Source organism: Roseovarius sp. MMSF_3359, from assembly GCF_030733385.1.
Classification (GTDB): domain Bacteria; phylum Pseudomonadota; class Alphaproteobacteria; order Rhodobacterales; family Rhodobacteraceae; genus Roseovarius.
The window spans coordinates 77,260-90,429 of record NZ_JASHJC010000013.1; the positions used below are offsets into that span (position 1 = coordinate 77,260).

Genomic DNA, 13,170 nt, shown 5'->3' on the forward strand with positions numbered 1-13,170 from the left:
TTCGGCCAGATCCTGCCTGTTGAATCTCCTCAGGAAAGGGGATCACCATGAATCTTGCCAAGTTTTTCGACACGTCGATGATTGTGTCTTGCCCGCCGCCGGGATCCGTCAATGTGCGGACCGGAACCGCTATCGAAGGCCCCGGAGGAAGATGGATTCCCTGCGCCTCCGAAGTCTCCGACGGGGCATATGTGTCCTGCGTCTACGAGGTTGGCCCCGGACGCAAGCAGGTTTGCGCGGGCACCAGGCCAACCTCCTGCGCGGAAGAAGCCCTCTCCAATGCCGCAGAACTCGCCGCCACCGCAGCCGCCTAGGCAATCCGCATAAGGGTATTTCTGGGAATGCGTCCTGCTGGCACAAACCAATTGCGTTTTCATCGGTCCGATGTAGAGAACCAGCGAAAGCATCTGACCTTGGGCTTGAAAGGTTAGTCGACCGATCCCTTGGTCAGTGACGCAGTTTCAGCCGGCTTTGCCGACGCTACGCACGGCGGTGCTCTGAGCTCCTCCGGACCAGAAATCTCCGCGGTTCTCGATCAGCGTGTCGCGAAGATTATCCTCGCTCATTGGCTTGCCGAAGTAGAAACCTTGGAGATAATCGCAGCCCATCTCGCATGCGAGCTGCGCATGTTCTTCGGTCTCGACGCCTTCGGCAACCACCTGCATATCCAGGCTTTTCCCGATTCCGATGATGGAGGCTGCCAGCCGTCTGCTGCTCGGGTTCTCGACGATGGGCTGGATGAAGTGGCGGTCGATTTTCAGGATCGACGGACGGATCTCGAGCAGGCCGCTGACCGATGCATGGCCCGTGCCGAAATCGTCGAGAGCAATCCCCACGCCCAGTTCATCAAGTTCGTCTATGGTCCAGCGGACCACATCGCCCATCCGGTCCAGATAGACCGATTCAAGGATTTCAACCGTCAGCCTTTCCGGTGCAATCCCGGAGCTCTTGATGTCATGGATGAAGGTCGGATCCGCAAGCCGTGCCGCGGACACGTTTACCGCGACGCGCGGCAGGTCGACCCCGGCCTCATCTAGATGGGTCAAGGCCCCATGCACGCTGGCAAAGATGATCTCATCAATCCGCTTGAGAATCCCGATTTGCGCCGCGGTATCGAGAAACGCAGCCGGCGCCAGAATGCCCTTGGTGGGATGACACCACCTGACGAGCATCTCCGCATAGGCGATCCGGCCAGTCCGGGCATCAATCAGAGGCTGAAAGTAGGGGATAAATTCACGCCGCTCGCAGGCGAGCAGCAGGTCCGACGCAAGTTGCTTGGTTGAAATTGATTTGGCATGCATCTCTTCGGTAAAGAATGACCATCGCCCCTTCCCCTGATCCTTCGCGTGATAAAGCGCCGCATCAGCATCTGCGACGACCTGTTCAGGGTTTGCCATGCTTGCCTTGGCAATCGCCACACCGACACTCGCGCTGCAAGCGGTTGATTTACCATCGAAACTAAAGGGCGCCTGCATCCGCTGAACGATTTCGTCGGCCAGGCTGCTTACGTTGAGGGCACTCTTACCAAGCGGCTTGAGGACGACGTATTCGTCACCGCCGAGGCGCGCAACGAGGTCGGATTTCTCAGTCAACTCCTTTAGCATTTTGGCGACGGAAACCAGCAACCGGTCACCGGCATCATGCCCAAGCGTATCGTTGACGAATTTGAAACGATCCAGGTCGATGTAAAGCACGGCAAACTCCGCGCCATGCTCCTTCAGGTTCTCGATCCAGGTCTTCAGCTCGACCTCGAAATGCCTGCGGTTGGAAAGGCCGGTCAAGGCATCTTCGTTTGCATCCTTGGCAACCGACCTGGCAAGCCGATGGAGGCGCACATTCTCCTTCTCAAGCCGATGAACCTTTTCAACGGCCCTCTCATAACTCTCCTGATCCGGTACCGAGGCATCCAACACCTCTGGCTTCGTGGGCTCGGCGCGTTCTTCTTCCAACTCGATGATCGAGCAGAGCCACCAGTGATTCCCCGTCTCGGGATCCGAAAGATGCGTCCAACTCATACGCTGCCAATAGGTCTCGCCATTCTTCCGGTTGTTGAGGGCCTTGGTCGAAAAATTCTCCCAGTTCATGAGCTTTTCGATGATGTAGAGGTGAATGCCCTGCTCCAGGTCGGCACCGATCAATATGGTGCCACGTTGCCCCAGGGCCTCATGCTCTTCATACCCGGTAATCCTGGTGAATGCCTTGTTGCACCACTGGAACTCCATGATCGCTCCGTCGTCGTTCGACGCCAAAGCAAGTGCAAGGCCTTCGGAGCACTTTTCGTTGATCTGATTGAGTATCTGCGCAGGTATCACAAGTCGGGCCCAAATCGTTCCGCTCACCTATCGCACCCAAATTAGTAGGAACGGTTAAACCGCAACTAAGCACCGGTTTTATTTATAGAAAATTGAATAGATTAACGAATGACCATCCAATTCGACCGCTTGACAGGAAGTACCAGACGGGCCATGGCACCGTCATTGGGAACTGAAAACCACCCCATCTCGTCGACCGAAAACCCGTTGACTTTCAACGCCGAAACCTCGTGAGACCATCGCGCGTTCCAGACCCCGGCCAACGTCATCCCTTCCCCGTTGACCACCGATTTCAAGATCGTTTTTGCGTTAACGTTCTCGCCCGTTTCAGAGCAATGCCTCTGGGGTGGCAAAACATACCGGGCTTGGATGTCTGGCCAACCCGGCGATCAGAGGACGCCCACAACTTGGTCATTCGTCTGGAGATTCTGAGATCGTCGACTGACGGGGTTGCGCGCCACCTGATCCCATGGGCGCTGATGTAAGGCAGGCTCTCGGGGCTCATTCGGCGCTTTCGCTGCCCATACGAAATCGGGCATATCGTCAAAAGCCAGAGGAAGCAGAACGCGCCCGTCGTCGGAGACAAGAACTTGGAAAATTCCACAGAATACAAGGCGCATGCCGCAGCGATCACTGACCTTTTCACGGCCACCTTCACCACGTCCGAAGGCGTGGAGGAAGGTGCGCTGATCGGGGAATTGACCTGCCGCCTGATGGCGGAAACACCATTGCAGGATCTCCGGGTTTTCACTGCCTGGAACGGTGGTGAACTGGACAGCGCCATCATTTTCTCGCGCCTCATTTTCGAGAGCGACAACCGCACGGTTTTTGTTCTCGGTCCGGTCGCGGTGGCGACCAATCGGCAGGGCCAGAATATCGGGCAGAGGTTGATCACCCATGGCCTCGAGGCGCTTCGGACCGAAGGCGTCGATCTGGTGGTCACTTATGGCGATCCAAACTTTTACAAGCGCATCGGTTTCTCGGCCATCACCGAGGAAGATGTGCCCGCACCTTTTCCCTTGCAGTACCCTGAAGGCTGGCTGGGTCAGTCTCTCGACGATATGCCTCTGACGCCACTCAATGGGCCGTCACGCTGCGTACCGGCCTTCAACGATCCAGTTTTCTGGTAGCCGTCGACATCCACGATCCGGTGCGAGGGAGACGTTTTTCCGATTGCTTCGGTGTCGTCAAGCGTCACAGCATTCCTGACCTTCTCGGCATTGGCAAGGTTTCACCGAGCACAGGCTTTGCCGAGGATCTCTCTAGTTTACCGCCTCGAATTCGCGCATCTACCTTGCCCGAACCAACCGGTCGGGCAAGGTATTCTTGGCCATTAGGTCATCATTCACCCACAGCCTGGTGAGAGGCGGTTGCGCGCTTGAGAAAGCGCCGGTTGATCGGGCTGTGCGGTTTCACCGCCAGTCTTTCAGAGGCCATGGCCTCCGCAACCCCACTCTTGCCCGATCGCACGGCTGCTTCGGTCAAGGTCCAGTCGATGATGTCACGCTGGGCGTGGCTCCCCCCGAAGGAATTTGCGACATATCTCGCCGGATGAAGGATATCGACCGTGTCGTCGTAGCGGCCCTCCCAGAATGCGCGGAAGCCCTGGATCAACGGAAGACCCGTGGCCTGCGCCCAGCGGGCAGTTTCACCGCCACTCTCACCAGCGGATCGGTACTGATCCAAGATCCGGCTCACCTCGTCTTCACGACCAGCGCCCAGATAAGACATGACTGCGTGCCAGTCGTTGAAGGGGTAGAGCTTTCCATCCGCATGCGCATCCCAGCACTGTGCCACCTCGGTCCAGCGATCACCGACATCATGCCCTTCCATATGTAGCCGCCACAGCAAGGCTGAGGCATCCACCAGATCAAGCGCAACTTGACTTTCGTCGCCACGGATCCGCGCATCGTAAAGCTCAATCACGGTGTCGGATTTGCCGACGTCCAGATGGTAGAGCGCGTTATGCCACCAGTTATGCACCTTGAAAAAATTGTCATCGCCAGTCCAATGCGGCTCGCGCGAGGCCATCCATTCAATGCCGTCCTCGGCACGGCCCTGCATCTCAAGGACATGCGCGACCGCGTGGTGCGCCCAGCAATCAAGTGGCTCGCGCTCGGTTGCCTCGCGACCGACGGCCTCGGCCCGGGCATAGTCTCCGGCCTCTTCCAGACCGAAGGAATACATGCCCAGAACGACGGAGTATCCCGGCTGATCTTCGGACCATTTCGGCAGGACTCGCGCCACCCGGTCGCGCAAGTTACGCGCGTTCGCGCGGTAGAAATCCATCAGGTGGCCCGCCTGCAGGCCAACGATATCATGCGGGAATTCGATGTTGTGGCGGTCAAGCTGAACCGCGGCATCGGTCCAGTTGTTGCCCAACAGGGCCTCCAGTGCCGCAATGTGGGACATCTCGTTTTCGGTCTTCGCAAGGGGCGTCACCGTCTCCAGAATAGACTTGGCCTCGGCGGTTGCCTCGGGTTCTGTCGCCAGGCCAAACAGATAGGCCTTGAGAATATGTGCCATTGCAAAATCGGGCGCGGCTTCAATCGCCTGATCCGCCAGCGCCACCGGATCGCCCCGATAGATGTTGAATGCCCGCACCGCGGCGTCGAAATGCTCGATGGCGGTCCCGTCGACCCCGTTCGCGTTTGCCAAATACATACTGTCTTTCATCATTTCCTCCATGAATGGCTAACTGAAATTCGTAATCTATCCGCCCGGGTCACAAATCCTCGGGCGTGTCCAAGGCAATACTGGTTTTCGTTCACATCGGGCAGTGTACCCGTTGGTCGGTTGGTGGTGTTTTATTTTTTCACAATAGAAACAATATTTTGATCGACCTCCCGCGATGGAAAACACTATTGGCAGAGCGAGATGCGATCTGCAACTGGACCATTGGTACAGTAGTTGTGGTAGAGTTTTGCCGATAGGGCCAGAGGACGAGGACGAAACGTGACCAAGCCGACCCCGCAGACCAAAGAGCACATCCTCGTGGCCGCCGAAACTGCCATCCTGGCGAAAGGGTTTTCTGCAACCTCGATTGATGAACTGATTGCCGAGGTGGGCATCTCCAAGAGCGGTTTCTTCTACCACTTCCGCGACAAGACGACATTGGCCCGCGCGTTGCTTGAACGCTATATCGAGCAGGATGCCGAGGTCATTGATGATGTATTCACCGAAGCTGACGACCTCAGTGAGGATCCGCTGCACAATTTTCTGATCGCCCTCAAGCTCCTTGCGAAGGTGTTCGACGACCTGCCAAACGGCCATCCCGGATGCGTGGTGGCATCTGTTTGTTACCATGAACAGCTTTTTGACCAGGAAGTGCGCGATCTCAATGCAAAGGCGTTGCTGTTCTGTCGGGCACGTTTTCGCGAGCGCATCGACAAGATCGCGGACCGATACCAGCCACGGATCGACATCAATCTCGACGACCTCGCCGACATGCTATCGGGCGTCGCAGATGGCGGCATCATCCTGTCCAGGGTATTGGGCGACAGATCCCTGCTGCCCAAACAGTTGCTTCTTTACCGCGACTTCATACGTCTGGTCTTCGATCCTGCCTGATGGTCTGTGGTACCTGATCTTCGGTCACCCTTGTCACGAAAAGAGGATAGTATGGCTGCGCCAATACGCGAAACCCAAGAGATAACGGCGGCGCTGGATGATCTTGCGCATTGGTTGATCCAGCAGGGGCTTGAAAACACGCCCGTCGAGGTCTGGCTTGAGGCGTGCTGTAACCGGTTGGTCACGGCCGGCATACCCTTGCAGCGCGTGAACGTTACCATGCAAGCGCACCACCCCGAGATCGGCGCTGTCGGTTTTCTCTGGCACCGCGGCGGCCACAATGAACGAGAGGACTTTGAGCGCACAACAGAAGTACAGGAAGATTTTCTGCGCAGCCCGATTTACTACCTGCTGAGCAAGAATACGGAAGAGATCCGGCAAAATCTGACAGTGCCGGACCCGGTATTGAATTTCCCGATCTTCGATGAGTTCCGTGCATATGGCGCCACGGAATACTTTGCCGCGAAGAGACTGTTTCTTCGTGACGACAGCACGGCCCTCGAAGACCCGCTGCAATCTGAAGAGGGCGTGGTCATCTCCCTGACGACAGATGCACCCGATGGTTTCTCCGACGCCCATCTTGATGGACTACGCGAGATATTCGCACCCCTTTGCCTGACCCTCAAATCCGCGGCAAACCGGCAGATGGCCGAAGATATCACAGCCGCCTACATGGGCCGCGATGCAAGCAGAAGGGTCCTGTCCGGTGATATCACCCGCGGATCGACACAAACGATCCCGGCGGTGATTTGGTATTTCGACTTGAAGGGGTTCACCAAACTTTCGGAAGCGATGCCCGGCACCGCGGTTATCGACATGTTGAATGACTACTTTGCCGTGGTCGTTGAGGTTGTTGAGGGTCACGGGGGCAATGTCCTGAAATTCATGGGTGATGGCCTGCTGGCAATCTTCGACATGGATCAGGTTGCCAACGCGCGGCGGGTCGCCATCGAGGCCGCTCTGCAGTTGCGCGATACGTTTATCTCCGTGAACGAACGGCGCGAGGCTGACGGATTGACGACCACAGGCTTCACCCTCGCTCTGCATGCGGGTGACGTTCTCTACGGGAATATCGGTGGCAAAACCCGGCTTGATTTCACGGTGATCGGCCCGGCGGTCAACACCACCTCGCGCATCCTGGGCATGTGCAGCGCCGTCGATCAGGCCATCGTGATTTCCGCCAAGGTGGCCGCTCCGATGTTGGAGACCATTCCAAACCTGGTCTCACTCGGCCAATATCGCCTCCGCGGTGTGCGTGACCGTCAGGAGCTTTTCACACTAGATTAGACATGACCGCGAACCAATCGAAAGAATTCATCAGAACTAATCTCTATGCGTCGCTATCGTCAGGACCTATTTTAACGCCATGGAACATTTGGCCAAACTCACCAACTGGATGATCAATGACGGCCGCCGCTCGGGCGATCCGGTCAAGGTCGTGTCGCATTTTTGCGCGTCGCTGATTGACGCGGGGGTGCCGCTCTGGCGCGCCAATATTGGCCAACGTTTCGCCAATCCCCTGCTCATTGCATGGGGTGTCGTCTGGAAACCTGAGGAAACCGAAACCTATGACGTCACTCATGAAGTCACATTGACGGACAGCTACGTGGGCAGTTCTTTCGAATACATCCTGGAAAACAGAAAACCCCTGCACAAAAGCCTGCGCCAGCTTGACCCGAAAACCGACCACATCTCCTACCTGGAATTCGCCGAGCAGGGCGGCACGGATTATTACGCCACCCTGCTCTACTATGGCGATGAATCGCTCCACGGCTGTACATTTGTGACGCAGGATCCGAACGGGTTCTTGCCGCAGCACCTAGAGATGATCGAAGCGGCATTGCCGGCCCTCTCCTGTGCGCTTGAACCCGTGACCATGCGCAAATCATCCAAAGGTCTCTTGCGCACCTATCTCGGGGATGGGCCGTCCGAGGCCGTTTGGAACGGCACGATCAAACGCGGGGAACGCACAACGATCGAGGCCGTCGTCATGTTCTGCGATCTGCGCGGCTTTACGGCAATGTCCGACAACGCGACCGAAGAACAGGTTTTTGAGGCGTTGAACGGGTATTTCGACCTGGTGGTGCAATCCGTCGAGGATCATGGCGGCGATGTGCTCAAATTCATGGGCGACGGCATCCTGTCGATTTTTCCGATTTCAGATCATGTTGGGCGGGCTGAACAGTGCAGAAACGCGGCGCGCGCCGCACAAGACTCGCTTGCCGGCCTTGATGCGCTCAATGTCAATCGAAAGGAGGCTGGTCTACCGCCTTTGGATTTCGGCGTCGGGATCAATGTTGGGCAGGTCAGCTATGGCAATATCGGCAGCCCAGGCAGGTTGGATTTCACGGTCCTTGGCGGTGCGGTGAATGTTGCCAGTCGGATTGAAGGGTTGACCAAGACAGCAGGCCACCAAATCTTGGCCACGTCCGCTGTCGCAGATGCGGCGCCTGAGTTGTTTTCGTCATGTGGACCCCACGCGATACGTGGCCTCGCTGATCCGATGGAATTGTTCACGCCTATTGACGTGTCTCATTAGGCAGAGGCGGACGATCCAGGCAAACGTCAGGTGACCGGTCCCCGCGAAGACTCTAGGCTCAAGGCGCCATCATGGCTATGGTGCAGCATGGACACTGCAAACACCGACGTATCATTTTACAAGAGTTTAACCACCTATTCCGATTTCGCAGAATTGTCCGATTCCGGGAGTTATTCACCATTGCCAGATGATTGGTGGATCGGAACCTCGGATGTCAGGGGATCGACCAAAGCTGTCGAAGATGGACAGTACAAGACGGTCAACATGATCGGTGCCGCGGTCATTTCCGCCCAGATCAACACCCATCGTGGCGCGTCATTCCCGTATATTTTTGGCGGAGATGGCGCAAGTTTCGCCATCCCGCCCTCCTGGAAAGACCGTGCCAGCGATGCGTTGGCTGCGGTGCGGCTTTGGGCGCATGAGGAATTCGGAATGGAGTTGCGCGTCGGCATGGTGCCCCTTTCCAGGGTTCGCGCAGCGGGATTTGATGTGAAGGTCGCCCGCTTCCAGGCCTCGGAAGGCGTCGACTATGCGATGTTTTTCGGAGGCGGGCTCAACTGGGCAGAAATGCAAATGAAAGCGGGTGAACACGCCGTTCCGGAGGCGGCCCCTGGGTCGACACCAGATCTCACGGGATTGTCCTGTCGGTGGAGCCATATGCCCAGCAAAAACGGTGTCATTCTGTCGATGATCGTCATGCCAAAAGACGATGTCGCCTGGCCGAGGTTCACCCAATTCGTGTCTCGTCTTCTTGATCGGATAAGCCACCTTGAGGCGAACGGCCATCCTGCGGGGAATGAGCCGCCCGGTATTTCATGGCCGCCCGCCGGGGCCACCCTTGAGGCGCACGCCCAGCGCGGGCAAGGGTCTTTGGGCAAAGCGCGTCGAAAGGCACTGTTCGAGAGTTTTTTGGCCTGGGTCCTCATCAAGACCGGCTTGAAAGTCGGAGGTTTCGATGCCCGCAGGTACCGCCGCATGGTCGGCGAAAATGCCGATTTTCGCAAGTTTGAAGACGGGCTGAAAATGACGCTGGATTGCGACAGCGCGACCGAAGCAGATTTGCGGTCTTTGCTCGAAGACGGCGCAAAAGACGGCATTATCCAGTTTGGCCTCCACACCCAGTCCGAGGCCATGCTGACCTGTATCGTCCCCTCTATCATGGAAGACAATCACGTCCATTTTGTCGATGGCGCCTCTGGTGGATACACGGCAGCCTCGCGGTTCTTGAAAACCTGACGTAAGTATTTGTCTTGTAAGGTAGCCGTGGTCACATGTGTTCACATCAAAGACGGTCGGAGCCTTTGAATGTCCGGTTTGGTTGATAAGGGGTCAACTTGTGCCTAAGCTGCCTTGGAGCGTTTCAGCGATGTTGGGAATGCAATAATGTTCAACCCCGCCGCAGTTTTATCTGCTGCTTTTGGCGATCATCTTGCTGAAACTTACCTGCAGGTCTTTCCGGATCAGAAACCGCAATACGCCGATTTCTTGAACCATATGGCGCGCGAGGCGCTTGAACATATCAGTAGGTCCGACGCCCCCTATCATAATTCAGAACATACGATGATGGTCACGCTGGTGGGCGAGCAGATCATCCGGGGGAAGCACAAAACGGACACCGTGGAGCCAGAGGATTGGGTGCATTACATCGTGGCACTTCTGCTCCATGACATCGGCTTTGCGCGGGGCGTTTGTGAGGGCGACATGGCCAAGGCGGTCGTTATCAACGATAAGGGAGAGCGTTTTTGCCCACCCCGCGGCGCCACCGATGCCTCCCTGGGACCCTACCATGTTGACCGGGGCAAGATCTATGCCCGCAACCGCTTTGCGGCGTGTGAAGTCATTAACCCGGAACGTATCGCGAGAGCCATCGAATACACGCGCTTTCCCGTGCCGGATGACCCGGCTTATGCCAGTTTGGACAGCGAACCCGCGCTGGTACGGGCCGCGGACCTGATTGGCCAAATTGCCGATCCTTACTATCTGCGCAAGGTAAGCGGACTATACAACGAGTTCCTGGAAACCGGCTTTGCAGAGACACTTGGATGCCAGTCTCCCATGGATTTGGTAGAGCTTTTCCCAAGCTTTTTCAGCGAGCAAGTAGAGCCACTCATTGGTCCGGCCCTTGAGCATTTAAGGCAAACCCCGGACGGCAAAGAAGTGATTGCAGAGCTCTACAATCGTGTGTCCGAAGCCTCTGGGCGCGACAACAAACTCGGACCGTTCGCGGGTCCTTAGAACTCGCGGCTTGGTGTCGCCGATGAACAATGTAACCTTGGTATGTTGAAGGCTAAGCCTCCTGCGTATGCGCAGCATTCGCCACAAGCCGCTTGGTGACGAGGCGCATCACCGACATCGCAAACTTGGGGTCTTCATACTGCAACCGCGCAAAGCGTTTCTCGTTGACCTCGTAAACAACCGTATCCTCCACGCACCGCACCGTCGCCATGCGCACCGCACTGCTGTTGAAGAACGCCATTTCACCAAAGATATTCCCCGCGGGCACAGTCACATCCTGCCCTTCAATTTCAACAAGGCCCTCGGCCAGATAATAGAGGCTGTCAACCGGATCGCCCTTTTCGAAAAGGACGTCGCCCGCCTGGATGTCGCGTCGTTTGCCATAGGCCATGGCGGCGGAGAAATCAGCCTCCGAGTCGTCCGTCATATGCGTCACCAACCTGCGCAGCGCGATGAGTTCATAGAGGCGATAGGCGTTGACGCAAAGCAAGACGACTTCAATCGCCAGAAGCGGCCAGATCTGAAACAGGGCGCTATAGATGATGAAGCAGACCGACGACAAAATCACCAGGACCCGCAGCCAGATCATCGAATTCATCGACAGTGTTGCCAACTTGAACAGAACAGCGAGCCAGCCAACGGCCTCAATCATGTAGTTTGTGGTGATAGATTCCATTGGCTTGCTCTCCTAATGCGCCTGTCGCGCCAATATACAGGTCAGGGTTTTGTTGTCGCGTCTATGCGGACATGTACGGGTTTAGTTAATGTTTGGCATTTGGTCTCACGGTCAGGATTATTTGTCTTCCAAATGCTTGTGCAAGGTATGGGCAATGAGGCTGCCATGACCAAAAAGCGCGCTGTGGCTGCGATGGCGCATGTTTTCCTGCGGCGGGTTCTTTATCAACCGCCAGCCCAGCCATAACGCGACGGATGCGAAGATGACGCTGCCAAGCGCCTGCCCGATCAAAACCCCCTGCGCCCCCATCAGGATCCCGCCGACGACGACAAACGGCCAGGTGCCCAGGGTGTGCTGTCCCCAACTCAACCACGTCGAATAAGACGGGCGGCCCAGCGTGTTGAATGACGCGCTTGCTACAAATACCGAGCCGCTAAAAAACGCGGACAGCGCCACCGGGAAGCAATAGAGGTAAATCAGCTCCCTCGTCAGGTTCTGGGCACTGAAGAGATCGGCAATCGGGCCACGGAGGGCAAACAATATCAGGGTGATGCACAGTACATAGATCGCCACAAAAGTGATGGCATCGAGATACGCGCGTCTGACCCGATCCACATGACCGGCCCCGAAATTCTGCCCGATGATCGGCCCGATGGCCCCCGATAGCGCCCAAATGACCGAAAAGGCAACGGGCGTCATCCGGCCGATCACAGCCATCCCGGCCACCGCCTCTGGTCCGAATTTTGACATTTCGCGGGTCACGATCGCCGTGCCGATGGGTGTGGCAACATTGGCCAAAACGGCGCGGCTGGCGAAATGGGTCACCGTCTGGAGGTCGCGCCAAAGCAGGCGCAGGCTTGGGCGAACGAACGCATTGTGCTTGCGCAAGGCCGGATAAAGGGCAAGCCCGAGCGTCACGAACCGCGCCGCCACCGTGGCCCAGGCAGCCCCTGGCAAACCCATTCCCAGGGCAAAGATGAAAATTGGGTCAAGCACCCCATTGGTCAGCGCCCCGAAGAGAGATGGATACATCGCCAGCCGATGCTCACCGTAGCACCGCAAAGACGCGACAGTCACCATGGACAGACCCGATACCCAAGTGAAGGGCACGACAATCCAGAGATAGGTTGCCGCCAGCTCCGCCACCTGTCCCGTGGCCCCGAGAAGGCCCACGAAGAACTCGACATTGATCAATAGAATCAAAGGAATGGCGATTCCGGTCAGCATCACGAGCATCGCCGTACTTGTGGCGTATTCGCGCGCCTCCAGCTCATCATCCTCGCCGATGGATCGCGACACCAAAACGCCTGCCGCGACCGACAGGCCGATATTGATCGCGCTGGTAAAGAACATGAGGGCGCTGGCATAACCCGCCGCAGCGGCCATTTCCTCGTAGCCCAGCATCGAGATGAATATCAGGTCAATCAGATCGACCGCATAGATCGCCATCAGGCCGATGCTGGCCGTAAATGAAGAGACCGAAACGTGACGCATGATACTGCCGGTCGTGTACTTCGCGGTTTTCCCGGTCGTCATCTCTGGTCTTTCGTAATTTGAACCGTCATCGGCAATAAAACTCTCTTGGGGCGCATAATTTCCCCGCTGCACACAACCAGTTTACAAAGATTAATCAAATGCGGGTAGCCTCGAGTTTCCGAGGCCCCAAAGCCGCTCGACCTCTTCCATTAGCTCAGAGAAATCCTTCGCGGTGAAGGGATGATCAAGTCAATACCGGCTCAACGCCGGCATTCGCTCTGCAGTGTAGCACCGTGGCCCCGCCTCTGAGCTAAAATTCTCTGGGGGCTTGGCGGATCAGGGGTTTCGTCATGGACACGCCC

Annotated in this window: 10 protein-coding genes; 6 read left to right on the top strand and 4 right to left on the bottom strand. The window is 56.8% G+C overall.

Translation table 11 applies throughout. From position 1 onward, the window contains the following. Positions 1-461: 461 nt before the first annotated feature. On the bottom strand, positions 462-2,339 hold the full coding sequence (locus tag RBB29_RS17410) for an EAL domain-containing protein (RefSeq protein WP_306115581.1): 1,878 nt from the start codon (positions 2,337-2,339) through the stop codon (positions 462-464). Positions 2,340-2,902: 563 nt separating this feature from the next. On the opposite strand from RBB29_RS17410, the gene RBB29_RS17415 reads away from it, so the two are divergent. Then, positions 2,903-3,442 carry a GNAT family N-acetyltransferase gene (locus RBB29_RS17415; protein ID WP_306115580.1) on the top strand — a complete coding sequence of 180 codons (540 nt, stop codon included), beginning with the start codon at positions 2,903-2,905 and terminating at the stop codon, positions 3,440-3,442. Between the two features lie 211 nt (positions 3,443-3,653). Here RBB29_RS17415 and RBB29_RS17420 read toward each other — a convergent pair whose 3' ends face one another. Then, complete coding sequence (locus tag RBB29_RS17420) at positions 3,654-4,976, bottom strand: tetratricopeptide repeat protein (RefSeq protein WP_306121189.1); 1,323 nt, start codon at positions 4,974-4,976, stop codon at positions 3,654-3,656. A gap of 291 nt (positions 4,977-5,267) precedes the next feature. Between RBB29_RS17420 and RBB29_RS17425 the strand changes: the two genes are divergently transcribed. From RBB29_RS17425 to RBB29_RS17445, 5 genes are all read left to right on the top strand, one after another. Beyond that, positions 5,268-5,882: a TetR/AcrR family transcriptional regulator gene (locus tag RBB29_RS17425; protein WP_306115578.1), complete on the top strand. Its 615-nt coding sequence runs from the start codon at positions 5,268-5,270 to the stop codon at positions 5,880-5,882. 51 nt (positions 5,883-5,933) lie between these two features. Then, entirely contained in the window at positions 5,934-7,169 is a 1,236-nt protein-coding gene (locus tag RBB29_RS17430) for an adenylate/guanylate cyclase domain-containing protein (protein WP_306115577.1), read from the top strand. Positions 7,170-7,248: 79 nt separating this feature from the next. Continuing rightward, positions 7,249-8,421 (top strand): adenylate/guanylate cyclase domain-containing protein, encoded by a 1,173-nt coding sequence (locus RBB29_RS17435; protein WP_306115576.1) that lies wholly within the window; start codon positions 7,249-7,251, stop codon positions 8,419-8,421. 30 nt (positions 8,422-8,451) lie between these two features. Beyond that, positions 8,452-9,657, top strand: coding sequence for a DUF3095 domain-containing protein (locus RBB29_RS17440; RefSeq protein ID WP_306115575.1), 1,206 nt, complete (start codon positions 8,452-8,454; stop codon positions 9,655-9,657). Positions 9,658-9,804: 147 nt separating this feature from the next. Then, positions 9,805-10,656, top strand: a complete 852-nt coding sequence (locus tag RBB29_RS17445) for a hypothetical protein (protein ID WP_306115574.1) — start codon at positions 9,805-9,807, stop codon at positions 10,654-10,656. Positions 10,657-10,708: 52 nt separating this feature from the next. Here the strand turns inward: RBB29_RS17445 and RBB29_RS17450 are convergent, their stop codons facing one another. Then, a complete protein-coding gene (locus RBB29_RS17450) occupies positions 10,709-11,332 on the bottom strand; it encodes a Crp/Fnr family transcriptional regulator (protein ID WP_306115573.1) in 624 nt (207 codons plus the stop codon). Positions 11,333-11,449: 117 nt separating this feature from the next. Further along, positions 11,450-12,868 carry an MATE family efflux transporter gene (locus RBB29_RS17455; protein WP_306115572.1) on the bottom strand — a complete coding sequence of 473 codons (1,419 nt, stop codon included), beginning with the start codon at positions 12,866-12,868 and terminating at the stop codon, positions 11,450-11,452. Positions 12,869-13,170: the final 302 nt, after the last annotated feature.

Excerpts from the sequence above, each read along its gene's own strand:
- RBB29_RS17420 (WP_306121189.1), bottom strand. The coding sequence starts at position 4,976 with ATGTATTTGGCAAACGCGAACGGGGTCGACGGGACCGCCATCGAGCAT.
- RBB29_RS17430 (WP_306115577.1), top strand. The coding sequence starts at position 5,934 with ATGGCTGCGCCAATACGCGAAACCCAAGAGATAACGGCGGCGCTGGAT.
- RBB29_RS17435 (WP_306115576.1), top strand. The coding sequence starts at position 7,249 with ATGGAACATTTGGCCAAACTCACCAACTGGATGATCAATGACGGCCGC.
- RBB29_RS17445 (WP_306115574.1), top strand. The coding sequence starts at position 9,805 with ATGTTCAACCCCGCCGCAGTTTTATCTGCTGCTTTTGGCGATCATCTT.
- RBB29_RS17450 (WP_306115573.1), bottom strand. The coding sequence starts at position 11,332 with ATGGAATCTATCACCACAAACTACATGATTGAGGCCGTTGGCTGGCTC.
- RBB29_RS17455 (WP_306115572.1), bottom strand. The coding sequence starts at position 12,868 with ATGACGACCGGGAAAACCGCGAAGTACACGACCGGCAGTATCATGCGT.